Source organism: Spirosoma litoris, assembly GCF_054776755.1.
In genome coordinates, this window is record NZ_BAAHBI010000020.1 from 445,007 (window position 1) to 471,274 (window position 26,268).

Below are 26,268 nucleotides of genomic sequence, written 5' to 3' on the forward strand. Positions count from 1 at the left end.
GAAGTAATGATGCTTATCAAAGGTCCATTAACTAAGTAGGGGTACATTCAAATCAGAACGTACAGCTTGTTTCAAAATTACATCCCGCAAACGGGCTTCATGTTCATCGCTCCATTGCCCTAAAGCAGCAATCACGGGGATTAACGTCTTACCAAATTCGGTAAGGCTATATTCTACTTTTGGCGGTACAACGGGATAAATTTTTCTGGTGACCAGTTCGTGTTCTTCCAATTCTTTCAACTGAATAGTCAAAACTCTGCGTGTCGCATCCGGTATTTTTCGCTGCAACTCACTTGGTCTTTTATACCCCTCGTTAATAAACCAAAGCAAACGTATTTTCCATTTGCCGTACAGGACTTCACCGATCAGGTCAAGTCCACAATTTAAGTTCGGTATTGTTTTCCGCTCGTACATATTGCAAAATTAAATGTATGTTCCAGTTTGGGCAATAGGGGAAAAATTTATCCCTATATGAATCGTAATGCCGTACTTGTCCCAACTTCTTTTATACGCCACTTTTGTCCTATAGTTAATTCTCAAAAGTAGGGCAATAAAATGGACCAGTTTAATTTTAACAATGAGTTATCAGGCAAAATTGCTTTGGTAACAGGAGGTACAAAAGGAGCCGGAAGAGCCATTGCAGAAAGGCTTTTACAAGCGGGTGCAACGGTTATTATTACCGCAAGAAACGCCCCGGAAAAGGAAAACGAGAAGTTACATTTCATTCCCTCCGATTTAAGTAAGGCAGACGGATCACAAAAAGTAATCAGCGAGGTGCTATCAACTTATGGGAGGCTAGACATCCTGGTCAATAACCTCGGTGGATCATCTACGCCTGCTGGCGGTTTTGTTGCATTAACGGATGACGATTGGGAATCGACGCTACAGGCTAATCTACTGGCTCCTGTGCGACTGGACAGAGGATTTCTGCCCCAGATGATCGATCGAAAAAGTGGTGTCATCATTCACATCGCTTCGATCCAGGGCATTTTGCCGCTTTACGATTCTACGTTGCCGTATGCAGCTGCCAAAGCCGGATTGAGAAACTACAGTAAAAGTTTATCCAATGAAGTTTCCCCCAAGGGTGTTCGGGTGCTGACTGTTTCGCCAGGATGGATCAATACGACAGCATCGGAAGCCTGGCTGGGCGAGATTGCCAGAAACGCGAATAGTACTGTAGAAGAAGCGCAACAACGTGTCATGGATGCATTGGGTGGAATACCTTATGGCAGGCCTGCCGAACCGAAAGAAGTAGCAGAGTTCGTAGGTTTTCTTGTTTCACCAAGGGCCAATTATTTAACAGGAACTGAATTTGTAATCGATGGGGGTACGGTACCAACCGTTTAATGCTATTTAAAAAATAAAAAAATGAATTTCCCCAAAGTAGTAGCCGATTTAGTACTAGCACAAAACAACTTTGATAGCGTTGCCTATGCAACTTGTTTTTCCGAAACAGCTGTAGTTTTCGATGAGGGCAAAACGCACAATGGCCGAAAAGAAATAGAGCATTGGATTGCGGATGCCAACGAGCGATACAAGGCAACAATGCAGCCCGTCAGCTTTGAAGAAAAAGAAACGGAAAGTCTTTTAAAGGCAGAAGTTTCAGGAAATTTTGAAGGAAGCCCTGTTGTATTGAATTATCATTTAGAAATAGCTGACGAATTGATACAGTCATTGAAAATTACAGGCTAAGCGGGATTGGCTACTTTTAGACATTTCCAAAGGAACGGCTAAAAGTAGTCGTTCCTTTTTTGCTCATAACAACAATAAAAGTAGTTCAAGTGAGATGGTCTAATTAATCGGCATACTGGACTTGCTTAACTTGGGAGTAGCCAACATTTCGTACGAAATGTTGGCTACTCCCTACACAGTTCTTTACAAAAAGCCATTGGGCATAATCAATTAGTTCTGATTACCTGACTGCACAACTAGGGTTTGTAACTCACCCGATAAATAACTCCGTTGTTGTCATCTGAAAAGAGTAAAGAACCATCAGGCATCGTCGTAATTCCGACTGGTCGCCCAAATTGCGACTGGTTGTTGTCGACTAGAAAGCCCGTTATAAAATCATCGATACGAGTTGGTTTTCCGTTCTCAAAGTGCACCCGTACAACGTTGTAACCTGATGGCTGGGCACGGTTCCAAGACCCACGCATCGTGGCAAACGCATCATTCTGATATTCAGCGGGGAAATTGCTGGATGCTCCAGAAGCTCCTGTATAAAACACCATACCAAGTGGAGCCGCATGCGCATTATAAGATAAAACAGGCAGCGTTGTTTTGGTTAGAATCTGGGCATAGGTTGTATCACCCATGGGCCGGGGATGAGGGTTATAGTTTCCATCACCGTAAATGTAGGGCCAGCCGTAAAAGGCACCCTGTTTAATCTGGTTAAACTCTTCTTTTTGCTGTTCATCGCCCAGCCAGTCAATTCCATGATCGAAACCGTAGAGTTCTTTGGTTTGGGGATGCCAGCCAAATCCAATCGTATTTCGTAGCCCACGTGCGAAAATGGTACGGCCTGACCCATCTGGATTAGCCCGTAGGATGGTCGCATTTTCCGGATTGGGATCAGCGCAGGCATTGCAGGTACTACCAACCGTGATATACATATACCCGTCAGGCCCAAAGGCAATGGTTCGGTTGGGGTGTTGCCCGGCATCGGGTAGATTGGTAATCAGCGTTTGTGGCTGGCCTAACGTACCATCGGCGTTAATGTCGGCTCGATACACTTCATGAATTGATACTAGAAACAGCTTGTCAGAATAAATCGTGAGGCCATGAACGTCTTTTATGGTCGCTACCACTTGTTTTTGATCGGCCTTGCCATCGCCATTTGTGTCGCGCAGTAGGGTAACGGTACCAGCTTCACGGTTGGTAACGTAGACATTACCCGAGGAGCTAACTGTCAGCATTCGAGGTTTGCCCAATTGATCGGCATATTTAGTAATACTAAAACCGGCAGCTATTTTAAGCTGGGCAACCCGTTGATCGGTAGCGTCGACCAGGGCGGGTTCGAATATATTCCCCTCTACCTGAGCCGAGGTGGGTTGTTTATTTGTCTCGGGAATCTGGGTGTCAAAAGGCTCATCTTTACTACAGCCGATTAGTAAAGCAATTAGAACAAAGCCAGTAAACAGAGGATATCGTACCAGGTTTTTCATAAAATCTTTCAGTTGATTTACGTTGAGCATATGTTTTTATTGATGTACCTGGCTGTACAATGGTCAGTAGATACCATCATTAAAAAACAATTAAACAACGTTGAAACAGTAGCCTAACCTGGGTGTTCCGAACTTCATTTTTTTTGCTAGCTAACGGGCCATGTTATGTCTAAAGCTTGCTTTAGTTACGGTTCTGGTCCACAAAATGCACAGGCCAGGAAATTAGAGCCAATAGTCCAACTGGATTACTACAACCACTTTAGTCCGTTATCATCTGGACTTTTTAAGATCAGGCCACTTCCTCACTTGGGGACGTTTTTTTTAAGCGTTGCATCTACGGCCAACGTTCTTTCTCCAGTCACCAAGCATAAATAAACTGGAGAGCTACGTATGGAAACAATGCAAGAATTCTTTGAGCATACCATTCAGGATATATATTCCGCTGAAAAACAGGCATTGGAAGCAATGCCGCAACTCGTTGAGCGGGTAACGAGTGACCAACTTCGACAAGCCTTGCAGGTTCATCTGCGCGAATCAGAAAGCCAGGTTACCCGGCTCGAGCAGATTGCTAAGCAGCTGGATATTGAACCAGAAGGGGAAATCTGTATGGCTATGCAAGGATTGATTGAAGAAGCCCAGGACTTGCTGGATCAACTGGAGGATGGGGCCCTGGCCGATGCGGCTATTATTGGTGCAGCCCAGAAGATGGAACACTACGAAATTGCCAGCTATGGTACAGCCAGAACTCTGGCTCTGCAAACTGGCTTGGAGCAGATTGCCAATATGCTCGAAACAACATTAAGGGAGGAGAAAGCGGCCGATGAAAAACTAACATTCATTGCAACCCACTCAGTAAATCGAAAAGCAGCTCAGCTGTAACCGCCTGTACGGGTACAACCAATTTTCCAATACAGATAAGGGTTAAACGGACTGAGGTCAGCTTAATCAACTAAACCATAAGGCCATGATTTTAAAAATGGACCGGCTTCCTATTGAGTTGCCGATCCCTAAAAACCCCTCAGTAAATGACGCTGCGGCCATTCAGGAACTGCTAGGCGGTAAGTTCGGCGAGATGTCCACGCTGATGAATTACACCTTTCAGTCCTTCGACTTTCGGGGACGAAATTGAAGTCGTTTCCTACGCCATCAATTTATTACTGACGGGAGTAACCAAACGAGGGTTCGACCCTGTTTCGGCCCCTCTAGCGGATGCCACGAATTTTCGAAATACGTATCACGCCATGGCCAGTGGTCAAGGATCGCTGCCAATGGATTCGATGGGTAATTTCTGGATGGGACAGAATGTATTCAGCAATGGTAATTTGAAGGGGGATCAAGTATGAGTATTAATCCGCTTACCAACAATGTAGACCATTACAAAGCGGTGGATCCTTTAAGGGTTCACCGCTTTGTAATGACCCATTAACAATCATGCCTTTGGCAGTGGATGTTAATACCTGCGTGTTGTTCGATTATGACAAGTTTAGAGCTACTGATAAATGGCTCAAAAAGCCGAATTAAAATTCCCGGAGAGAATGACACGACAAAAAAAAACAATGCTGTTACTCAGCATTACCCTATTCGTAATGCTGGCAGGCAGTTTGATTACCTCCTTATTTTTTAAAGAACCATGGCTTTGGATGGATGAAGTTCTCAGTTACCTACTGATCTCAGATCCATCAATTGCTCACTTAAATGATGCGGTGGTTAGCGGTATGGATGCGAATCCCCCTTTTTTTGCGAATCTATACTGGTTTATTGGCCATGCCGTTAGTCTGAATCCGCAGTTTCTACGGGCTGTATCCATTGTCATTTTTGCGCTTACAATCGTCCTGTTTTATCGATTTACAACAACGTTAATTGGCAGACCTGTTACCAATTTTGTGCTTATCACAGCAATTGTTAGCTTAACTTATTTAAACATTACACTTGCCACGCAAATACGTGCGTATTCAATCTTTTTGCTAGTTAGTCTTATTTATTTTGTTGTTTTACAGTTGCTTATAGTTTCGCCTGCTAAAGTTAAATGGCTAATTGCCCACTGTTTGGTAGGCCTTCTACTGGTATTTACGCATAATTTTGGTCTGTTTTATGTAGCTGCATCCGGCGCTTTCTTTTTCATTTTATATCTCTGGTCCAGACAACGAGCGTACTTGCTGGTATTAGCTACCTATGGCCTGATTGGTCTGGGATGGCTATTACTCTGGTATTCAAGTTTTGCTGTCCAGACCGAAGCGGGAAAACCTCATTCCTGGATTCCTGTACCCACATTTTTGTCTTTTTTTACCATCATCGGTGAATTAATCCCGACGCTTTCATCGGCCCTGGAGCGGAGAACTGTTTTTTTAGCTTTGCCTCTGTTGCGTGTTGTGCTGGTTGGGATATTATTTATCTATATCGCTCTGCCACAGCTAAAAAAAAATGGTCAGGCTATTCGGGATGATAAGGCGTTGATGTTCTATTTGTTGGCAGGCTGGATATACATGGCCACAGTTTTTATCGCGCTACTGGTAACGGTGGTTCACACATCGGTTTTTATCAGTCGGTATCAATGGCCTAGCCATCTACTCCTTATCTACCAGTTCGTTTATGCATGGTATGTGTTGCAGGATCGCTGGCATATCCCGAATAGCGTATCTGGCTGGAAGCCGCAACTGGTATCGGTGTATGTCTTGTTGCTGACAGGTTTTCTTTTTTATCAAAATCGCAAGGTGGTCATTTTCCCTAGCGGTGTGCTACAGGGATTGTCTCAGTTAGACAAACGATATCCAGTCTTCGTCGAGTCGGCTCATTACTTTCTACCCATCTGGTTCCATGACAAAACAACGGATGTGCATTATGTACTAGACTGGCAAACGGCAATTCGGTCAGGTAACATGCTGAATGCATCGGTAGAGTATAAAATTCTGGAAGCCGTTCGGAATAAGTATCACGTAAGCGGAATCATGCCCGAAAAGAGCTTCAATCGGATGGCTATCCCTCACTTTTATGTCATTGACGAAGGGGGTATTTATCAAATTGAACAGTTTATTCGGAGCGGGCAGGTACGCGTTATTCGCCAGTTGCCAATTGGCCTGTCGGGACATCGTATTCTGGATTGCACATTCCGATCCTAATGCTTGATTTCACTACAGTGTCATGTGAACATTTTGCTTCTAGCTTACCGGGTAATCCAGCAGAATTACGTCCTCGCAAAAACTGTTAATAGCGTTCGAATTTATGTACCGTGAGATCGGCTTTAGGTATAAGAAATTTTATCCACTGATCAGAATTGAAGCCATAACATTATGCCAGTTCGTTAATCGGCCACTACCTAACTAAGTCCTGTTTGTTAGGTAGCCTTCCTGGCTTATCTGTTAAGTAATACAAGTATTTTATTGTCTGAAAGCAATTGATCGAAGAGGATAAGCTAACCAATGAATGAATTTTTATACAACCTATTGTGGAAACTAAAAAACGTAATCGAGTTGCGACAATCCAGCGTATTGTTGACGCCCTGGAGCAAATTCTATTGGATGAGGGAATGCCGGGCGTTGGCGTGAATGCTATTGCTAAAAAGGCCGACATAAGTAAGGTGCTTATTTATCGTTATTTTGGTAGCCTTGAGGGTCTGGTTGAGTATTATATAAGACGTGGACAACTCGTTACTCACTTAACACCCGATTGGTTGAAAAAGCTTCAGCCTGTTCACGCAACAGATCTTCCTTCTTTTTGGTCTGTTCAGACTATACAGCTTTTTCGCCAGCTTCGTCAGAGCCGAGCAGCCCGGGAAATATTAAAACTAAGTGTCAAAGAAACTGATCACTTAGCCGAAGTGGTCAGTAGAAGTTTAGACGCTGAATTAACGATGTTCGTTAATCAACTTGCTTTTATTAAGGGAGTTGATCATCAGGCTATTGCAGCGGTAATTTTTGGGGCCTTGTCGTACCAAACTATTCAGGCGCAACTCAACCGGCCGGTGATTGGTCTGGATATGCGTAGTGAAGCAGGCTGGCAACGGATGGAAGAAGCTGTTCGAGTGATTTATCATGCATTAAACAAATTAGCTGCCGAGTCGCCTTCAGTCCAACTAATAAGTAAACCCGCTAAACTAGCAGTACAGGAATGGTAAGCGACTAGGCTGTTTTGCTCTGAGCAACCCTACCTTAGGCCAGCCACTGTTAGGAACCCAGGAACGTTTCTTAAAATCGATTGGCTCCAACGGTATACAACGACTTCCCCAGACCGCTGAAGTTCCCCCAAACTGGCGTCGACGGTTCTCTGCAAGCGGCTCGTGTGAACCAGGTGTCGGTACAGTGCCCCGATTAAGGTCTTGATTGACAATAGTTTCAGGCCTGGCACCTCCAGCTACTGCGATAATCTTTCGTTGCGCTGAATTTAAGCTGAGTGCCATTGAAATAGCTGCTGGACACTACCAATAATACAAATATCAGCGCCCAGTGTCTGTCCGGGCTGGAAGGTGTTTTTCGTAATAATCATGCTAATAATTTACTTATAAGTGGTAAGTGTTCCGCTAAGTTGTCTGTATAGCGCAACGACTCCATATTATGTAGCAGGTATGCAGGGTTACTGGTTCCCAAAAGTACCGAATTGGCTTTTTGGTCAGTTAGCACGGCAGCTATCAGAAACTGCACAAGTGACATATTCGACAATCTATTCAGCCGCTGGATCGCCAGTTCCTGTCGGCCGAATGATTGTTGCAACATTTTGTAGGGCTACAAAACTTGGTTAATGATCACTGGAACTTCTTGAGAATGGCATAGGGCGATGATGGCATTATTGCTGGCTCGCATTAGTCGTTTCAGCACACCCAGAAATTTACGCCAGCTAGTGGGCGTATGAGATGCATCAACAAGTTGAAACTTTACACCAGCATCCGTCAAGTCGCTAGCCAGCGTTTAGTAGTAGGTAACTACACCCGAGGGTGAGGTTGGAACCAAGTAAGTTGCAATAAGTACATTCATGGCAGGTAGTTATTTATGCATAAATCGGTAGAGTCGTAGCGTTAGGATTGTTTCGGGTCGTTTGCCAAAATTGTTCAACAGACTATCCAATGAGGCTTCCCCGTACAGCAGAAAATTGTAGAACCGATTTTTGTGCACGGAGCCCAACTGTTCAAACGTGGCCCGCATCGACCAGAACAGAAACATAATAAACCCATACTTATCGCCATGGTCATTTTGAAACACTCGCCGTTCGTTTCGCACCCGGTAGTAGTTTTTCCACGCCCCCGGCCAGGGAATCCCATCTCGATCAACGCTGGGGGGATGATAAAATACCGATTTGGGAACTGTCGCAACCGGAAAGCCCATCTTCTGGGCACGCGTCATGTACTCCACTTCATCGCCCCAGATAAATAGCTTTTTATCCGGTATGCCAATCTGATCGATAACCTCCGAACTGATCAACGTTCCGTTAAAAAACGAGGCCACTCCATAGACCAACGCGAATGGGCTCATGTCTCCAACGAGACGAAAGGTTTTGTTAGGACGATAGACGTAGAAAGCCAGCTCATCTCGTTTATGCACGTTAATCGAGATGCTGTTCTTGATACAGGGGCCAATATTGGGTGATAATACCAGTTGCTCGAGGGCATCGGAGGCAGCAAGACAGTCATCATCCATACACCAAATCCAGTCATAGCCATCTCCGTGAGATCGTTCGATACCGGTGGCAAACCCGCCTGCTCCCCCCAGATTTGGTTGATTCACAATGGTCAAGCCTGATTGAGTGCTTAGCCAATCGCTGGTTCCATCGGTACTTCCATTATTAATGACGTAAATAGCATCAGGTGGCCGGGTCTGCTGGTGTAAGCTACTGAGGCACTGTTGTAGATCATTGAGTCGATTGTAAGTGACGACAACTGCGGCAATACGGTCCATAGGTAAAGATCAATCAGTTTTAACAGAGTGAAGAAATGAGGGTTAGTGAAGTCATTAAAAGCCGCTGTCTATCTTGGATATTGAGCTAAGAGCTTTGCTTCCAGTTCAAGAAAGTCAGGAGTTATTGACCTGAGTAACCTGGTTAATAATCTGCCAAACTGTTTATGGGAGATATAGATAGTTACCAGAAAGCGAGGCCTAGGTTTTAGATGTAAAGTCAGAAGACCGCTATTGCAAAGAAGTAGATATATTATAAATAGGGTAAAAATTTACAAATTGTCATATTTTAATATCATTAGTTTATTAATATTGATATTTATAACATAATTGTATGATTAATGTACTAAAACGTGTAATTTTTCTAACCAATACCTCTTTGGATATTAATTAGAAAAATTAAGTTTGACTTTGTGAGCTAGTGGTTTTCAATTAGAGGCTGTTTAAACTTTTCTTTCAATGGCTTTTTTGTCATCCCGACGCAGGAGGGATCTTCGGGGACAGATTAGCCAATAGACTCACCCGAAGATCCCTCCTGCGTCGGGATGACAAAAAAGCACTAATTATGGCTGGATTAGAAAAAGTTTAAACAGGTTCTTAACCAAAGTTTTAAATCAAAACGGGTCTGCTTGATTCAGCGAGAAGTCGTAGCAAATTGCTTGATGCCTAAGAGTTGGCTCGTATGGAGCTTGAACAACAACTTATTCTATGGAAGTCCTTATTCAGGAACATCTTTTGGGGAGTAGAAGCTTCTTAAACCCGAATTGTTGGCAACGTGACTAACGACTTAACTGAGACCACATGGAACCACAACCTCACAACCAGTCGTGTTCATAAGCTTTTAGTTGGTCTGTATGAGGTTAGTGAACACATGAAGTTTTTTGTCCCCTTCACCATTGGTAGTTCACAAGCGGAACAGATCTACGACCGTAGTAAAAAACGACTGGCGGAAATTGGTTTTCAGGTGAGTGATGTACGTATTCAGCAACTTGTTTTTCAGCAGGAAGGTGAATTGGTTAACCGGCAGGTCGGTGATGTAGCCCCGAATGAAGAAATTATTGCCGCAATTCTCCAGAGTGATGCGGGCTACTTTGTGTGTACGTTCTGCGCAGCTAACTCAACCGAACTGCTTGCTATACGGTATACGCAACTGATCCTTGAGGCTAGTCTAGTGGCCATCACCTATTTTGACTACCCATAACTAAACATGGCTAAACAGGCTCCTGGCTAGGTACCGTTTTGACGGTATGGGCATTATTGGGCTTGTACGATTGGCATTGCCTGTTGACGCGTCAGGAAAATCGATACGAACCGGGCGCATTCACGGTTAGTTGCGGTCGGACTGTTCCTGGGGATGTTAACGAACTTAATGGACCTCTCCCGACTGGAAGCAGGTGAAGAAGAACGACAGGTTGAGTCGATGGATGTTGGTCCATCAACTATTTCAAAACAAGGGCACCGGGCGAGACGATAATGCAGGCCTACCAACTAGACGCCAATTCTGTTGTCGTTGTTCCAACCGATCCAAGCTCACGGGTTCAACCCTCAGGCAGCTAATTGAGTACTGGTTGACGGTCGTACAATTGGTAGACTGACTAAATCCTTTTGGTTAAAATAACGAAATCTCAACCTTGGGTAGCGTGACCGTTTCCCACCAATACGTGCGCAGACTTTGAAAATAACGAAGCCAATCAGCAGCTAACCGGGGCTTTACCAGATACGATGAGCAGCCACGCTGGTAGGCTTCGACAATATCCTGCTGGCTGCCTGATGAACTGAATAGTACGACAGGGATTTTACCCATGGCTGCGGGCATCGCTTTAATTTGTTCCAATAGCCGCCAGCCATGCTGGCGATCAGGCATATATAGATCAAGAAGAATAAGTTTCGGATAATTCCATTCTTCGGTGCGGCACTGGTTCAAAAAGGAAAGGGCTTCAACTTCCGACGAAACCAGCGCGGTTTTTACTTCGGGTAAACACTGCGCAATAGAATCTGTCATTAGTTTCCCGTGGTCGTGATTATCCTCAATCAGTAATAGGCTGGCATTCCTAAAGTTATCTCGAAGGGTAGGGTTCGTAGCTAATTGATTTTTCATGAACGTTGACCTGGTATGTTACCTACCAAAAGTACAATATAAAATAGCTAAAAGCTAGAGACTTGGTAGGAAAGTGAGTGTATTTTGCATCAATTAGATCGACTACAAAAGGAGCCGCTCCCTCACTTGTAAGCAGGAGAAGATGGTGAATAGTCTGGTTATCGAGTTGGGTTACAATAGACTTTCAACCTACTTACTATGACGCTTTCAACTATAAACTCTGGCAAGATACCCTGGAACTTGACATCCGTAACGTAGATGAAAACCTTACTGTTGTTCGGCAGAGATGGCGATACCAGTATAACGCTACTGCTAAATAAATGCTGTCTATAGGAATTGTTGCAAATCAAGTTCAGTTGTGGGGGTTATATCAGCCTGCAATACGCGCTGCATGTAGGCTAAACTCGATTGAGTTCGTTCCATAGAGGGTGATGCTACACAGTTTGATGGGATCGATAAGCGGAAATCCCGAAGATAGGCGTCCTGCGCCGTAAACTGTACACAGACATCGGTGCTAAGTCCAGTCAGAATTAGCTGTTTTGTCCCTAAATAGGTTAATAGGAGCGATAATGTCGTTTCAAAAAAAGCCGAATTTTTGGGTTTTAAGACCACATAATCGGTGGATCCGGGTTTCAGTAACTTCACAATAGACTGGCCACGCACGTTACGTTGTAGGCAATGCTGAACCAGCGAAGTTATATCCGAGCGCCAGTGCCCAAAGTTATCATTTGCATAAATGACTGGAATTTTCAGTCGTTTTGCCTGGCGCTTTAACTCAGCAATACAACAAGCGGCCTTCCTGGCTGACTCGAGAAGTTGTGGACCTTCCGGAAATTCAAGGTCATTGATCATATCAATAATCAGGATAGCAACCGGGCAGGTATCCGGCGCATTTCCATGTAAATCAGAATTTTCTTTTTCCATAGTCGGGCGAGCCTTTCTGGCGTAAATAAATAGACAGCACCACGATGGAGAGTACCGACAGAAATTATACCTTTCAGAAGGCCCAATTGCGGTACAGCAAGAAAAGAAGTAAGGGAACGGCACCAATAATTAACCCATATAGTAGGTCACTACGCTAAACACATAGATGAATGGCGAATCCTTTCTGAAGGTGGCTAGTGGCCAAAAATTGAATACTAGCCTGAAAGTCAGGGGCCATTTCCTCACAAGTGATACATCTTTTCAATCGATTTGGTGGAAGGCTGGTAGAATAGTGTGTAGAAACCTACTATGAAAAGCTTACTACTTCATACTTGCCTGGGAGCCCTGGTATGGCTTTCTTCAGGTAGCTGCACCCGGTATTCCGTGTCAAATTGGTTTGTTGAAGAGGTCTCAAAACCCAATGCTACCAAGGTTACCGCTGTCCGGCTAACGCCTGATTATACAATTCTGGAGGTACAATTTATCAATCCAGGAAGCACCTTTTATACCCATGACAAGCAGTCTTTACCGATTGGCTACATTTGTGTCAGTCCAAATACCAAACTGATTGCCCGATCACAAAATCGAAGTTACTCACTCATCAGAGCTAAAGGCATTCGACTATTACCGCATGTAGTCAGGGTAGCCCCTTTTGACCAGGTGAGCTTTTCCCTCTATTTTGAGCGCCTGGATAAAGGAATTGAAACCGTTGACTGGATCGATACCATTGTGCAGGACTCCCATACGTTTCACTATGAATTTCCGGGTTTGTTTGTCGATAACCCATTGGACTTAAGAAAGCCACAGTGATTAAGCGACTCATCGGCAGGCAATCATTGGATGACCTAACAACTAAACCACAGATAGGAATGACACAAAATCAGCATGCTTCTAACTTGATTGACATTACAGTTAAGGTGTTTAACGGCGATGTCGCTAGCGTATCTCAAACAGATGGGCTTTCGCTCGTAAACAGTTGGCTTAGTTTTCTACAAGCCGCCAACGAGGGCAACAACCCTATTGTTGATACCCTGAGTAAGTTAAAAAGTGAATTGCAAAGTGATAATCCTAATGGGGAACAGGTTCAGCAAATGCTGGAAGCACTGATCGATCTGACAAAGCAAACTACTGGCTCCGTCGACGGGGCGGATCAATCCAAACTGAACACATTAGTAGACGCTTTGCAAGGGTTTAGCCAACGTACCACGGGTAAGATTAAACGAGATACTACGGATGATCAGGCACCTATGACAAGCACTGTAGGCGCTTTAACTTTAAACTCGGCTACTGTATCGAACCGGAACTCCACTCAGGAATAGGTCAACTCGTAGAATTGCCGTTCACCTGTCAACTAACGCTTATTGATACAGGTGTGCTGAAATGGAATGGGGTAAGTTAATACGGGACTTTTCATGGTGCCACTTGCCCCACCGTAGGAGTCTTGTATGGTATACCAGAATACACCATCATAACCCCAGTTTCGGGCGTTTGAAAACTGGGCGACAGGCATAATCTTTATCGCATTGATGCCAGGGGCCTTCTATGCCATCGGGTTGAGCAAGCGATGCCGGATACTGACACTCTTTTTCGTTGTCCAGTAAGAAGGTGTATAACGCATTGGGCTTGATTTTGGGGTGGTTAAGCTCCAGTACCCTAACGCTTCTTTTTGTAGGGGTAGTACTTCCGAGTATTCGGTTAGCTTAATCGCTACCTGTTTTGGCGTAGGTGCCCATAAGAGGGCATTGGCTTGGTTGAGAGGAAGTTACGCCAATTGATCGCTTTTCTACAGTTAGTGGTACAAGCATGATTTATTAATTTTTCAGTCGATACCAGCTATAGCCATAGCCGGCTAACTGAACCGTATACGTGCCCTTGTTGCCAACCTGTGTCTGGACAGAATCGAAAAGATTAACCAGTGTACCAGGGGTCTTCAACGGCAATGATAACTGGCATTTTTGAGGCTCTGGACTGAAATTGTTGACCATTACGAGGGAACGGTCTTTCCAGTTGTAGCGTATAGCCAATACATGCTCAGATTGGGTATCGAGAATTTCCCATGTCCCCCACCCAATTTCGGGGCATTGCCTTCGCATTCGGGCAAATCGGGCAACCTTGTTTAACAGCGATGCCGAGTCAGAACGTTGGGCGGCTACGTTAACTTTTGTGTAACTATATGACCCCTGATTGATAATGGGACGTACCAGCTTCGCACCATTCGAAAAACCTGCGTTCAGACCGCTCGTCCATTGCATAGGCGTCCGAATGGCCATGCGTTCTTTTAGCTTGAGGTCATCACCCATACCAATTTCTTCCCCATACCGAATGACGGGCATGCCTGGCAGCGAAAACAGCACGCTATAGGATAGTTCGACTAGACGCGGATCACCCAGCATGGGTGCCAGTCGGCGACGAATACCCCGTTCGTAGAGTTGCATGGTCGTGTCAGGGCCAAACTTATCATACACCTTATCTCGTTCGGAGTCACTTAGTCGACCCAGATCAATCTCGTCGTGGTTTCGCAGAAAATGGGCCCATTGAGCTGTGGGCGGAATGTCTTTAGTTTTTTCCAGGGCTTTCTTCAATGAGTTGATCTCGGATGTCGCCAGCGCATAGAAGAGGTGCTGATTGACGAAGAAATTGAACATCGTTTGCATGTTCTGGCCTTCCTTACCAAAAAAAGGCTCCTGCTCTTTCGGATCGACATTGGCCTCGCCAAGCAGAATGGCATCGCGTTTGTGCCACTGAATGTACTGGTGCAACTGGGTGATTATATCAAATTGGTGTTCGGGTTTGTCGGGATCGAAATCAGCGTTGGCAACTTCAATCAGGAAAGGAACGGCATCCACGCGGAAACCCGCAATACCTTTATCGAGCCAGTAGCGGACAATTTTTCGCATTTCTCGCTGAACAGCCGGATTCTGCATATTCAGGTCTGGCTGGAAATCGTAAAAGCGATGATAGAAGTATTCGCCCGCTTGTTTATCTAATGTCCAGATGTCTTTCTGTACACCCGGAAATACCATGCCCTTGTCCCATTTTTTCGGGCGTTCTTTCGACCATACGTACCAGGATCGGTAGGGAGAATTCTTATCCTGACGGGCCTGCTTAAACCACGGATGCTGATCAGATGTGTGGTTAGTGACCAGATCCATCATCACTCGAATTCCTTTCTGGTTCGCCTGACGGATGAAGTTGTCAAAATCGTGAGTGGTGCCCAGGTTCGGGTCAATTCCGTAGAAGTCCGATACGTCATAGCCATCGTCTTTGTTCGGTGTGGGTTGAAATGGGGCCAGCCAGATGGTTGCAACGCCCAGTGCCTTCAGGTAATCAAGCTGTTGCGATAGGCCATTGAAATCACCAAATCCATTCCCATCTGAGTCCTTGAAAACCTCAACATCTACACTATAAATCAGTCCATTTTTATACCACAGCTCTTCGATAAAATCGGTAGGCGTAGGAACGGGTAATGTTTTTTCGGATTCTGTTTCTGATGTTTTCTGCTGGCAGGCAGTAAAGAGACTGATACACAGGATGAGAGCTATTTTTTTCATGGATACGCGTTGAGTGTAGTTGATGAGGCCAACTCACGACAAAACCATCCTGTTAGTAACATTTTCCGTTTCTTGAGGATGTGGTCTGTTTGTTTGGCATACCGAATAGAATATAGGAATAAACCCAGATCTCTCATGGACACTCAATCATTTAGGCCAATCGAAAAGTTAGGGGAGCATGAACAAAGACGATATTAAGTTTGGGGATTGGCAACGAATCTTGATTGGTGATGCTCCTGGCGAATTTTTGCTGGAAGTATTTATCCGTACAACCCTAATTTACATAGCCCTTCTGGTAGTAATGCGCCTGCTTGGAAAACGAATGAACGGGCAGCTTACCAATCTGGAAATGAGCGTTATGCTCACAATGGGGGCCATTGTTTCGCCAGCCATGCAGTTACCCGACCGGGGTTTGTTGTCGGGTATACTGGCGCTACTCTGTGCATTGGCTTTTCTCCGCGAAATCAATCTACTAGGCTTCCGAAACAGCAAAACCGAAAAGTTGATACAGGGCACAGAAACGGTTATTATCAAAGATGGGATTATGCAGATAGACGTTATGGAGAAAAATCGGCTTTCTCATCAGCAGATTTATGCCGCGCTGCGCAGCGAAAACATCTATAATCTGGGTAAGGTAAAACGCCTGTATTTAGAAGCATACGGCATGTTCAGTATTTATACCGATGAGAAAGGCAAGCCCGGGCTGTCCGTTTTACCGCCTACGGATAGTGAAATCCAATCCATTCACCAACACCCCACCGAAAAGCTTCTTGCCTGCACCAATTGCGGCAACACGATCCCCGCAAAATCCCAACCCGAATCGTGCCCAATCTGTCAAGCCAATGATTGGGGAGACGCAGTACTCTAACTCAATCATGAAAAAGGAAGATATACATTTATATGACTGGCAGCGGATTCTGGTTGGCGAGGTTCCGGGTATTTTTTACGTTGAAATTATAATCCGGGCGGCTGCGATTTATTTCCTGTTGGTTCTCACAATGCGGCTAATGGGTCGGCGAATGGCTTCTAAACTGAGCCGGAATGAAATGGCCGCCATGATTTCAATGGCGGCTGCAATTGGTGTGCCTATTCTGGATGCACATCGGGGCCTGCTACCCGCTTATATTATCGGGACAGTCGTGGTCATTATCCAACGTATCGTTTCGTATTATGCGGCTAAAAATCAGCGATTTGAAGCGATTACGCAGGGTGATAAGAGCACACTTGTTGAGAACTCGATTATACAAATGCCAGCTATGAAGAAGGCACGTATCACCCGCGAACTACTTTTTGCCCAGCTTCGATCCAGTGGCCTGATCCACTTAGGCCATGTAAAACGGCTGTACATGGAAGCTAACGGTGCCTTCACCCTGATTGAAGAACCAGAACCTAAGCCTGGCCTCTCGGTTCTGCCAGAATGGGATACCGATTTCATTGATCAACAGGAAAAAGCGCCGTGTCGATACGTCTGCTACCACTGTGGCAATTTACAGCCAACCCATACATCCGATGTCTGTAGTCAGTGCGGCCATAAAGTATGGGTGGCTGCACTGAAGTAGTGCCGTTGGCTCACTTCAATTTTACCAGAATAGTCAGCGGACACTTAGGTGGAGTTAGAAAAGTGACCGCGTTTACAGACCCTTTAGCACGCGGTAAAAAGATCAACCCGCCTATTTTTTCTGGGATTACGCGGTATACATTCTTTTCGCAGAACATTATGAATAACCCAATTGCTACCTATCGAATTCAATTTCATAAAGATTTTACATTCAGTCATTTTGAACGCATCATTCCCTATCTGGATAAGCTTGGGATCAAAACAATCTATGCCTCACCCATTTTCGAGGCCGTAGCCGGTAGCCAACACGGCTACGATGTTGTGAATCCTCAACGGATAAATCCTGAAATTGGCACCCAGGCTCAGTTGACCCGAATTCATAAGCAACTGGCCGAACGGGGCATGGGTTGGTTGCAGGACATTGTGCCCAATCACATGGCCTTCGATCCGGCTAATACCTGGCTTATGGATGTGCTCGAAAAAGGGCAACGCTCGATCTATAGTTGCTTCTTTGACATTGACTGGACTAGCCCGGTGTACCACGGACGGCTGATGGTGCCGTTTCTGGGTGACTCACTGGAAGACGTTCTCCATAAAGGCGAACTGGCAATCGACTGGCAGGATAAACGCCTGGTACTGGCTTATTACGACACGGCCTATCCGCTGCATCTGCGCTCCTATGCCAGTATTCTGCAACCTACTGAGAATAAGCTCAGTTTGCCTATTCAGCGTTTACTGGATCAGTTACCCGATCTGGACAAGCTGACGGATGCGACCACGTACAGCCTGCGAAGCCAGGAGTGGCACTTGAAACTGGCTAAACGACTCGAAGAGACCGATCAAAAACCGTATTTGCGCGCCTGCCTTAAGGCGGTGAACATGAATAGGGCTCTGCTACGGCGAGTGATCGATGAGCAGGAATACCGCTTATGTGCACACGGAGAAACCAATTACCGGATCAATTACCGTCGGTTTTTTACTGTCAATAGCCTGATTTGCCTGAACATCCAGAACCCCATTGTTTTTGATCATGTACATGAGCACGCAAAAAATCTGCTCAAAGCGGGTGTGTTTCAAGGACTGCGCGTCGATCATATCGATGGATTGTACGATCCGAGCGGCTATCTGGAGCAGCTTCGGGAAATGGCTGGTGACGAAGCCTACATCGTGGTTGAAAAAATTCTGGAATCGGGCGAAGATCTGCCCAAGGACTGGCCTGTTCAGGGCGCAACGGGCTACCAGTTTCTGGCGCTGGTCAATAACCTGTTTACCCAAACCGGTAGCCAGCAGAAATTCACTCAGTTTTATACAAAGTTGCTGGGCGAAAAGCAGGTAGTTCACCAGGAACTATACGACAAAAAAGCGTACATTCTTGATGAGCACATGCGCGGTGAGCTGGATAACCTGTACGCGTTGTTCCAGAGCCTGAACCTGATTGAGGAGGATCAATTAAACGCTTTACCCGCCGACAGTCTGAAAGCCGCCATCCGGGAGTTTCTGGTTCAGTGTCCGGTCTACCGCTATTATGGCAATTGTGTACCCCTAAAAAAAAGCGAAGCAGAAGCGATACAGACCATTTTAGAGGGGATTCGTAAACGAAAACCAAGTTTAGGGCAAGCCGCCGACCTGCTGGAGGAAGTCCTATTGACAAAGCCGCTGGCGGGTAATGGCGACTATAACAGCCGAGCCATACGATTCTACCAACGTTGTATGCAATTTACTGGCCCGCTGATGGCCAAAGGGGTGGAAGATACGCTCATGTACACCTATACCCGCTTTATTGGGCACGACGAAGTAGGTGACTCCCCGGAGTTTTTTGGCCTGAAGACCGACGAGTTTCACCAGGAGATGCTCGACCGGCAGGCGCAATGGCCGCTAGCTCTGAATGCCACATCGACCCACGATACCAAACGGGGCGAAGATGTCCGTAGCCGACTCAACGTATTGACGGATTTTGCCGACGAGTGGTTCGAGGAGGTAGAGGCTTGGCAGGAACTTACCTGCGACCTTAAGCAAAAAGATGCTCCCGACGAGTCCACCGCATCGGCGAATCGACCTGATGTCAACGATGAGTATTTCATCTATCAAACGTTAGTGGGGGCTTACCCCATGCCTACGGTCGAGTCTTCCCACGAATCGAAGCGGAGTACATCGTCGCCTGGTCAGGACGAACAAAACTTTACGGGGCGGCTGGAGCAGTATTTAGAAAAGGCCATGCGGGAAGCCAAACGAAATTCAACCTACACGGAGCCTAACGAAGTGTACGAAGAAGCCACAAAAGCGTTTGCCCGGCAGCTATTAGACCCGAAAAAGCCTTTCTGGAAGCGATTTGCGCCATTTCATCGCCGAATAGCCGACCTGGGTATTATCAACTCGCTGGCACAGGTGGTGTTGAAATGTACTCTTCCTGGCCTGCCCGACATCTATCAGGGCTGCGAAGGCTGGGATTTAAGCCTTGTCGATCCCGACAATCGGCGACCCGTCGACTATGATCAGCGGCAGCGCTGGCTGGATGAACTGATTAGCCATAATACGGTTAATCTGTGGGCTGACTTATGGGAACATCGCTACGACGCCCGAATCAAACTCTGGCTGATCCATACGCTCCTGAACGAACGAAATCAGCAAGTTGACCTCTTTTCTCACGGACATTACATCCCACTTCAGGTTGAAGGGAGCCACCAACAGCACGTACTGGCTTTTGCCCGTCGCTACGAACGAAGCTGGTACATTGTGGCAGTTCCCTTAGGGATTGCTCAACTGTGTCGTGAGCAGGAAACCGACGCTGTGTCGCTCGATTGGGGTAACACCCGGATCGTCTTACCACCTGAAGCGCCTGGTATATGGCAGCATCGACTCATCGACGTCGTAGGTACGGTCGACAATGGACTTTGGGTGACCGATCTGTTCACTTATCTGCCCCTGGCTGTTGTTAAACTGGAATAGCCATCCAGTGAACGCTAGCGCCAGTTTACTAGTGTCCATTACGTCTTTTCGGTCTCCGTTCGGCATCGTAGCTCTCAAACGTACTGGCAGGTATTGCCCTGTAGTCTGCTTGACTCATTAGCAGGGTTTTCGCCCTATAGCCGGTCTGTAGATAGAACCGTTTCCTTATTCAGGAACGTTTTATAGCTCTCATGCCTGTCGGAATCAGTTAGTATTCTATACAGCAGCCGATGCCGTTTAACATTAACTCAACTAATATGACTTCCCAAAACACAACATCCTCCCTGGAAGACCCGCAGACAAAATATCCTCAACCCCCTTACGAGCAGCAAGCCCTGCAGGACGCGCCGGGTACCGAAGCCGAGATGCAGCCTAAGGCTGATCATGGCGAAATCTCTTACAAAGGTTCAGGGAAATTAGCGGGTCGTAAAGCCCTCATTACCGGTGGTGATTCCGGCATTGGCCGGGCGGTGGCAATTGCTTTTGCCCGCGAGGGTGCCGACGTATTGATTTCGTATCTGAACGAAGACGAAGATGCGCAGGAAACCGCCCGCTACGTCGAAGAAGCAGGCCGAAAAGCGGTTCTGGTAGCTGGCGATATTCAGGAGGATGAGCATTGTAAGGAACTTGTGCAGCGAGCAGTCGAAGAACTAGGCGGGTTGGATATTCTGGTGAACAATGCCGCGTATCAGATGGCGCAAACATCGTTGCAGGATATCACCAATGAACAGTTAGACCGCACATTCCGGACTAATATTTTCTCGATGTTTTATTTGTGCCGGGCGGCTGAAAAACACCTGAAGCCGGGCAGTACAATCGTAAACACAACGTCTATTAACGCCTATAAGCCAGGCCCCACGTTGCTGGACTATGCCGCTACCAAAGCGGCCATCCAGAACTTCACGGCTAATCTGGGCCAGGTATGGGCTGAAAAAGGCATTCGGGTCAATTGTGTGGCGCCGGGACCAATCTGGACTCCTCTGATTCCGTCGACGATGGACTCCGAAAAAGTAAAAAATTTCGGTCATGACGTACCTCTGGGTCGGGCTGGTCAACCCGCCGAACTGGCAGCAGCCTATGTATTGCTGGCTTCTAATGATTCAAGCTATATGACGGGAAGCACCATACAAGTAACTGGTGGAACACCAAGTATTTGAAGTTATTACGTGAGTATTAGTGTGTTTTATTCTGTTCATGATTACCTGATTGATTTCTTCAAATCAATCAGGTAGCAACCATTACGCTTACGCTCGGGAGTGGCTGTGAAGTAATGCCAATACTGTAATGCGTAGACTGTTGGTTACTCCCCAATAAATAAGTGTATAATTTAAACCGGAACTGCCCGCGAAAACTCTTTCGCGGGCAGTTCCGGTTTGATAAGCTACAGCTAAAAGTTGTACAAAAGCCTTGCCCGTAAGCTAACCGTTGCCTTTTGCTGCCAGTTTTGATCAGGCTGCATTGTGGATGCAGCAGACCGTATAGGCATATTAAGAACTGGAATACCTTGCAAAGCCCAATGTCGGCTATGCCATTCAAGGCCAGCTCCCAATGATAGACTATTGATTAAGTCAATTGGTTGCTTTTTAATAAGATCAACCTGACCAGGGGTGTACTTGTTTGGGTTCGGCTGAAATGGAAGAAGAGGCAAACGGCAGTAAAACGAGACGTTCTCCAAGTTGTTCAGATTCAAAGACGTACCTACACTTGACAACAGCGTTAACGATGCATTAAGCGGTATGCGGTAGCCGAGACTAATCGGTATTTGGTAACGGGTTTGACGTGTATCAATGCCTACAATGTCACGGAACTGGTCTATACCAGGACCAAATGCATTTTTAAAATCGCGGTGGGTACGTTTCTCAAAATCTTCGTCATCAGTAAACTTATTGGTATAGTTTGCTTTGACAAAGCCTATACCTAGCGACCAGTGTTTACCAAACAACACCTCCGAAAATACACCAACATTTTGAGAGCTACCAGCCAGTTCACCGCCTACACCCAGGCGGAATTGAGTGCCCAGACGTGGAGTTGGTTGACTTTCGGGTGCCGTAGATTTCTGTTCTGCAACGTCTACCACTGCTGGAGTCCACGCCTGGCGTATACGTTTTGATCGTTGCGCCATTAGAGCACTCCAGTTAACCGTTTTTGTCGACAAGGAACGACTGTTAGCCAGTTCATAGCTTGCTGATGTCCCCGTTGCGGCCACCGATTGCTCCGCTGATGCAGAAGCCCTGTTCGTAACAGCAGTCGGGTCGTTTGGCGGCAAATTGGTATTTATGGTCTGGTTAACAGCCGACTGTCCCGCATACGATTCAGATTCGTATAGGTTGTTTCGGTTGGTGCCATTACCTTTTGGTCTCCGTCCTGCACGTCTATTGCCCGCCAGTCGATTCGATTCATTACCGCTCATTTCTGAGGAGTAGGTCGAATTCGTCTCACTGGCTGACGGCGCATTGGTCGTACCTGTCAGGGTTGGAGAGGCAAGATCTGAAGTATTCCTGTCACTGGTTAAAGGAGTAGAAGAAACGCCATATGAATTAGTTTTCTGGTTGGAGTTTAGGTCATTTTGTTGGCGTGATAAACCTGAGTTGGCAGGAGCACGGCCCGTCTCAGCATATCGTTGATCAGGTGGGGTTTCTGTCCTAACATCAGGACGCTCTTCTGAGTGATCGAATTGCGAGCGAGAAGGTACCTGCACATAGCGGGTTATATAAACCGTATCGCGTTGACGAGAAAGGTTTGGTCCCGTTGTTGATTCCTGATTTTGTGAAGGCTGAATAGCGTTATCTGCTTTGGCCAATGTTGGCTGTTCCTGCGTTGGCAACATTGGGGCCATCTGTATTGAATCAGACTTCTGTTTTAGTTGGCCAACAGTTTTCTGGAGATCGCTGATCTGACTCCGTTGCCAGACGCTGAATGAAATCAACGCAGCTGTACCAACAGAAGCAGCCGCCATGAACCAGGGGTGAGTCGACCAGATACTACCACTGAACGGCTGGCCCGCTCCAGCCGAACCAGGCAGGGGAGGTCCAGCCTGCTGAAGCGTGGCTTGCATCCGCGTCCAGTCTTTTTCAGTAAACTCCGGCCGAATACTTTCCAGTTTTCGCCGGATAATATCGGAAAATCGGTCAGTTTTCATGATATGGTATAGTAGCCCCAGGGCTAGAATTTTCGTAAAAAGGATAGGCTTGTTTGATGAGTACCTGTAATTTCTGCCGGGCACGAGCATAATTCGAGCGCACCGTTGCCTCGTTATGACTCAAGATCCCGGCAATTTCGTGAAGTGTATAACCATCTACCACGTGCATCATAAATACAGTTCGGTAGGTTGGAGTGAGTTGCTGTACAAGGGCCAGAATCTCCTCCGCGGCAATCTGATCGACAATGTTTTCGTCGAAAGTAACCTGCTCACCTGCTTCCAGCGATGTATGTTGCTCGAATCGATGATTCTTACGATAATGGCTTATGGCTGTATTGACCAGGATAGTTCGTAGCCAGGCCTTGAACGGTAATGTTTCGTCATAGCTGTCTAAATGTTGAAATGCTTTAAGAAATCCTTCGTTCAGAACATCTTCGGCTTCTTCGGAACTTGACGTATAGCGCAGACAAATACTTTTGGCGTAGCCAAAAAACTGCTTAAACAGCGTTCGTTGGGCTCGTGGATCATTGACACGACAAGCCCGAATGACGCTTAGCAGATCATTATCGGCAAACGGAGACGATTTTCGGAAAAACAAAGTTCGATCGGATTTACGTTAACAATCTGACTCTATCCTACTCTACGCGTTTCAAACGTAGAACGTTGCAATTATTGTTTTGGTTGATAATTATTTTTCGGAGTTGGTTGCCACAGTTGACCTACTACACACGTAAAGGAAGAAAACGGGTTTATTCGCCCCGTTTTTGTTGACTGATGAACGTGTTAGTAATTGGCGATGAACATACTTACGGCTTTGGCCTGGAGGGAGGAAACTTAAGTTATATTGGGCATTTTATTCGTCAGGTCAGCCTTGCCGGGCAGGCGGTGTCGGTAGAAGCCTACGCGCATCTAACAATGGCACAGATGTCGTCAACACTAGCCCAGTTGCCGCTTAATCGGTATGACTTAATCATTCTGCAATTGGACCATCGGATTCTGCAACCGTCAGCATTTGATTCGATTGATGTGCCTTGTTTGGCTACACCAGTTTTATACCAATCCTTTGATTTAAAGGCTAATGGTACGGGGACTCAAGTGTTGAGTCCGCTTAAGGCTGCGAAGACTATACTATCGTCTTTACTCCGTTCTCGTCGTAACATGGCCTTATCCATGTTACTAAAACAGTTACGGCCTTATCGGCATAATGTGCTGGTTCTAACGCCTTTCCCTCACCTGAATCGGGCTAATCAGTGGGTTCGACAGCGGAGCCGGAATGTGCTGCTGGACGAAGCAGATAAGCAGTTATTTAGTGTGTTCGACTCCGATTCAATTATTCGTCCGCAAGAGGAATATTTTTTAGCAAATGACCCTCAACACCTGAATGCGATCAGTCATGAGTTATTGGGCCGTTCGTTATTCGATTTTTATCTGTCTGCTCCAACCATTGTTACCATTCAGGCGATTAGGCGGTATTATTAGGTTGTTTCAAGTTCAAGGTTTCAGGTTGCAGAATGGTTGATTCTGCTTTAAACCTGAAACCTTGAACTTGAAACCGCTCCGGCGGCCTGGCTGAAACAATTATTTAAAACTTTTTCCGGAGTGCATCGTAACGCAGTAACGCTTCCAGGTAATAGTAATCCGCGTAGATGATAGGCGTATCTACTTCGCTCTTTTGAGGTTTATGACCTACGCTGTGCTTCAGAATAAAATTGTTGTTTTCCCCCAGATTAGCCTTGTAAGCCGGGCTAGACAGGCTCTCCAGCATCTTCACCGCCGATTGATAGTACGTTTTTGCCGATGGACCGCCATAGGTGCAAAGCTCCAGTAAAGCCGACGCCGTAATAGCCGCTGCTGAAGCATCCCGCTCTTCGTTTGGAATGTTAGGCGCATTGAAATCCCAGTATGGCACTTTATCGGCAGGTAGGTTTGGATGATTCAAATAGAAATCAGCAATGTGACGGGCGAAATCCAGGTATTTCTTGTCTTTCGTTTCTCGGTACATAACCGTGAAGCCGTACAGACCCCACGCTTGTCCCCGTGCCCAAGCCGAATTATCGGCATAGCCCTGCGCTGTTTTCTTGGCAGCTACCGTACCATCTGGATTATAGCAAACCACATGATAGCTGCTGTAATCAGGCCGGTAGTGGTTCTTCATGGTATTATCGGCATGGGTAACCGAAAGGTTATAGAATTCCTTATTCCCTGAGGTTTTTGCTGCCCAGAACAGGAACTCCAGATTCATCATGTTATCGATGATAACCGGGTAGGTATAGTTCTGGAATTTGTTCCATGACTTAATCAGGCCAACTTTTGGGTCGAAGCGAGTGGACAATGATTTTGCCCCGGTGAGTAAAATAGGCGGATACGCTGGATTTTTGGTGAGTCGGTAACCATTGCCGAAGGGGCAGTAGAGCATGAATCCCAGATCGTGAGTGCCGGTATTGTACTGCTCCTTGGCTACGGCCATCGTCCATTTGTTGGCAGCTTCTTTCCAGATGGGAGCTTTGGTGCGCTGATAGATGTGCCAAAGCGAACCACCAAAGAAACCACTACACCACCAGTCTGATTTCCGGTCGTCGGGCGTACCGTCCGGTTTTGTCGACTGAGGAAATTTAGTTGTGTCGGGGTGGCTTTTCAGCATTAATTCGTATTGCTTGGCGGCAAACGCAAATTCGTTATCAACGTTCAAGGGCGTTTGGGCAAAAGCAACTGGCCCAAGTAATAGTAGAAAAAGATAAATATGTCGCTTCATCGGGATTTAGTGAGGGGCCAATTGTTAGTGAAAGAGGCCCCAAAATGAAATAAGAATAAAAATGATTGTTTATAACCGACTCAGGGAATGTTTTTATTGAGGGAGAGAAAGCTAGTGCTTTGGCAAAATAGATTCTAGGGGATTCTATAGATTCTCGGGGCCGCCCGCGCGGTTGATTCTATCGTCTTTGATTATCAGCACAATAGAATCAACCGCGCGGGCGGCCCCGAGAATCTATAGAAACTAAATTGGACGAG

Annotated in this window: 25 protein-coding genes; 15 read left to right on the forward strand and 10 right to left on the reverse strand. The window is 46.1% G+C overall.

All coding sequences use genetic code 11. From position 1 onward, the window contains the following. Positions 1-27: 27 nt before the first annotated feature. Positions 28-414 carry a winged helix-turn-helix transcriptional regulator gene (locus ACYVGR_RS13885; protein ID WP_460957565.1) on the reverse strand — a complete coding sequence of 129 codons (387 nt, stop codon included), beginning with the start codon at positions 412-414 and terminating at the stop codon, positions 28-30. A gap of 141 nt (positions 415-555) precedes the next feature. Between ACYVGR_RS13885 and ACYVGR_RS13890 the strand changes: the two genes are divergently transcribed. Next, a complete protein-coding gene (locus ACYVGR_RS13890) occupies positions 556-1,347 on the forward strand; it encodes an SDR family oxidoreductase (protein WP_460957567.1) in 792 nt (263 codons plus the stop codon). 21 nt (positions 1,348-1,368) lie between these two features. Next, the gene (locus tag ACYVGR_RS13895) at positions 1,369-1,692 is read left to right on the forward strand and encodes a nuclear transport factor 2 family protein (RefSeq protein WP_460957569.1); all 324 of its coding nucleotides are present in this window, start codon (positions 1,369-1,371) and stop codon (positions 1,690-1,692) included. A gap of 236 nt (positions 1,693-1,928) precedes the next feature. Here ACYVGR_RS13895 and ACYVGR_RS13900 read toward each other — a convergent pair whose 3' ends face one another. Continuing rightward, the gene (locus ACYVGR_RS13900; RefSeq protein ID WP_460957571.1) at positions 1,929-3,164 is read right to left on the reverse strand and encodes a PQQ-dependent sugar dehydrogenase; all 1,236 of its coding nucleotides are present in this window, start codon (positions 3,162-3,164) and stop codon (positions 1,929-1,931) included. Between the two features lie 390 nt (positions 3,165-3,554). On the opposite strand from ACYVGR_RS13900, the gene ACYVGR_RS13905 reads away from it, so the two are divergent. From ACYVGR_RS13905 to ACYVGR_RS13925, 5 genes are all read left to right on the forward strand, one after another. Then, positions 3,555-4,043, forward strand: coding sequence for a ferritin-like domain-containing protein (locus ACYVGR_RS13905; protein WP_460957573.1), 489 nt, complete (start codon positions 3,555-3,557; stop codon positions 4,041-4,043). 85 nt (positions 4,044-4,128) lie between these two features. Continuing rightward, on the forward strand, positions 4,129-4,293 hold the full coding sequence (locus ACYVGR_RS13910; RefSeq protein ID WP_460957575.1) for a manganese catalase family protein: 165 nt from the start codon (positions 4,129-4,131) through the stop codon (positions 4,291-4,293). A gap of 28 nt (positions 4,294-4,321) precedes the next feature. Next, positions 4,322-4,507: a manganese catalase family protein gene (locus ACYVGR_RS13915; protein ID WP_460957801.1), complete on the forward strand. Its 186-nt coding sequence runs from the start codon at positions 4,322-4,324 to the stop codon at positions 4,505-4,507. A gap of 192 nt (positions 4,508-4,699) precedes the next feature. Beyond that, positions 4,700-6,280 (forward strand): hypothetical protein, encoded by a 1,581-nt coding sequence (locus ACYVGR_RS13920; protein WP_460957577.1) that lies wholly within the window; start codon positions 4,700-4,702, stop codon positions 6,278-6,280. 326 nt (positions 6,281-6,606) lie between these two features. Then, complete coding sequence (locus ACYVGR_RS13925; RefSeq protein ID WP_460957579.1) at positions 6,607-7,275, forward strand: TetR/AcrR family transcriptional regulator; 669 nt, start codon at positions 6,607-6,609, stop codon at positions 7,273-7,275. An 862-nt stretch (positions 7,276-8,137) separates the two neighbouring features. On the opposite strand, the gene ACYVGR_RS13930 is transcribed toward ACYVGR_RS13925, so the two are convergent. Then, positions 8,138-9,046: a glycosyltransferase family 2 protein gene (locus ACYVGR_RS13930; protein WP_460957581.1), complete on the reverse strand. Its 909-nt coding sequence runs from the start codon at positions 9,044-9,046 to the stop codon at positions 8,138-8,140. A gap of 772 nt (positions 9,047-9,818) precedes the next feature. On the opposite strand from ACYVGR_RS13930, the gene ACYVGR_RS13935 reads away from it, so the two are divergent. Further along, entirely contained in the window at positions 9,819-10,244 is a 426-nt protein-coding gene (locus ACYVGR_RS13935) for a hypothetical protein (protein ID WP_460957583.1), read from the forward strand. Positions 10,245-10,652: 408 nt separating this feature from the next. On the opposite strand, the gene ACYVGR_RS13940 is transcribed toward ACYVGR_RS13935, so the two are convergent. Further along, the gene (locus ACYVGR_RS13940) at positions 10,653-11,141 is read right to left on the reverse strand and encodes a response regulator (RefSeq protein WP_460957585.1); all 489 of its coding nucleotides are present in this window, start codon (positions 11,139-11,141) and stop codon (positions 10,653-10,655) included. 327 nt (positions 11,142-11,468) lie between these two features. Continuing rightward, positions 11,469-12,065 carry a cysteine hydrolase family protein gene (locus ACYVGR_RS13945; RefSeq protein WP_460957587.1) on the reverse strand — a complete coding sequence of 199 codons (597 nt, stop codon included), beginning with the start codon at positions 12,063-12,065 and terminating at the stop codon, positions 11,469-11,471. Positions 12,066-12,374: 309 nt separating this feature from the next. Here ACYVGR_RS13945 and ACYVGR_RS13950 point away from each other — a divergent pair, with 309 nt between their 5' ends. Further along, entirely contained in the window at positions 12,375-12,875 is a 501-nt protein-coding gene (locus tag ACYVGR_RS13950; RefSeq protein WP_460957589.1) for a hypothetical protein, read from the forward strand. Positions 12,876-12,934: 59 nt separating this feature from the next. Further along, entirely contained in the window at positions 12,935-13,384 is a 450-nt protein-coding gene (locus tag ACYVGR_RS13955) for a hypothetical protein (RefSeq protein ID WP_460957591.1), read from the forward strand. Between the two features lie 32 nt (positions 13,385-13,416). Here the strand turns inward: ACYVGR_RS13955 and ACYVGR_RS13960 are convergent, their stop codons facing one another. Together ACYVGR_RS13960 and ACYVGR_RS13965 are read right to left on the reverse strand one after the other, a co-directional pair. After that, positions 13,417-13,575, reverse strand: coding sequence for a hypothetical protein (locus tag ACYVGR_RS13960; RefSeq protein WP_460957593.1), 159 nt, complete (start codon positions 13,573-13,575; stop codon positions 13,417-13,419). A 301-nt stretch (positions 13,576-13,876) separates the two neighbouring features. Next, on the reverse strand, positions 13,877-15,616 hold the full coding sequence (locus ACYVGR_RS13965) for an alpha-amylase family protein (RefSeq protein WP_460957595.1): 1,740 nt from the start codon (positions 15,614-15,616) through the stop codon (positions 13,877-13,879). Positions 15,617-15,794: 178 nt separating this feature from the next. Here ACYVGR_RS13965 and ACYVGR_RS13970 point away from each other — a divergent pair, with 178 nt between their 5' ends. The 4 genes from ACYVGR_RS13970 (at position 15,795) to ACYVGR_RS13985 (ending at position 21,277) form a co-directional block, all read left to right on the forward strand. Beyond that, positions 15,795-16,484: a YetF domain-containing protein gene (locus ACYVGR_RS13970; protein WP_460957597.1), complete on the forward strand. Its 690-nt coding sequence runs from the start codon at positions 15,795-15,797 to the stop codon at positions 16,482-16,484. A 7-nt stretch (positions 16,485-16,491) separates the two neighbouring features. Next, a complete protein-coding gene (locus ACYVGR_RS13975; RefSeq protein ID WP_460957599.1) occupies positions 16,492-17,175 on the forward strand; it encodes a DUF421 domain-containing protein in 684 nt (227 codons plus the stop codon). A 158-nt stretch (positions 17,176-17,333) separates the two neighbouring features. Then, complete coding sequence (treY, locus tag ACYVGR_RS13980; protein WP_460957601.1) at positions 17,334-20,120, forward strand: malto-oligosyltrehalose synthase; 2,787 nt, start codon at positions 17,334-17,336, stop codon at positions 20,118-20,120. Positions 20,121-20,377: 257 nt separating this feature from the next. Next, the gene (locus ACYVGR_RS13985; RefSeq protein ID WP_460957603.1) at positions 20,378-21,277 is read left to right on the forward strand and encodes an SDR family oxidoreductase; all 900 of its coding nucleotides are present in this window, start codon (positions 20,378-20,380) and stop codon (positions 21,275-21,277) included. Between the two features lie 230 nt (positions 21,278-21,507). Here the strand turns inward: ACYVGR_RS13985 and ACYVGR_RS13990 are convergent, their stop codons facing one another. Beyond that, positions 21,508-23,259, reverse strand: coding sequence for a hypothetical protein (locus ACYVGR_RS13990; RefSeq protein ID WP_460957605.1), 1,752 nt, complete (start codon positions 23,257-23,259; stop codon positions 21,508-21,510). Next, positions 23,249-23,857, reverse strand: coding sequence for an RNA polymerase sigma factor (locus tag ACYVGR_RS13995; protein ID WP_182463993.1), 609 nt, complete (start codon positions 23,855-23,857; stop codon positions 23,249-23,251). The genes ACYVGR_RS13990 and ACYVGR_RS13995 overlap by 11 nt, the downstream gene beginning before the upstream one ends. A 176-nt stretch (positions 23,858-24,033) precedes the next feature. On the opposite strand from ACYVGR_RS13995, the gene ACYVGR_RS14000 reads away from it, so the two are divergent. Continuing rightward, positions 24,034-24,738: an SGNH/GDSL hydrolase family protein gene (locus ACYVGR_RS14000; protein WP_460957607.1), complete on the forward strand. Its 705-nt coding sequence runs from the start codon at positions 24,034-24,036 to the stop codon at positions 24,736-24,738. A gap of 103 nt (positions 24,739-24,841) precedes the next feature. On the opposite strand, the gene ACYVGR_RS14005 is transcribed toward ACYVGR_RS14000, so the two are convergent. Beyond that, on the reverse strand, positions 24,842-26,011 hold the full coding sequence (locus tag ACYVGR_RS14005) for a glycoside hydrolase family 88 protein (RefSeq protein WP_460957609.1): 1,170 nt from the start codon (positions 26,009-26,011) through the stop codon (positions 24,842-24,844). Positions 26,012-26,268: the final 257 nt, after the last annotated feature.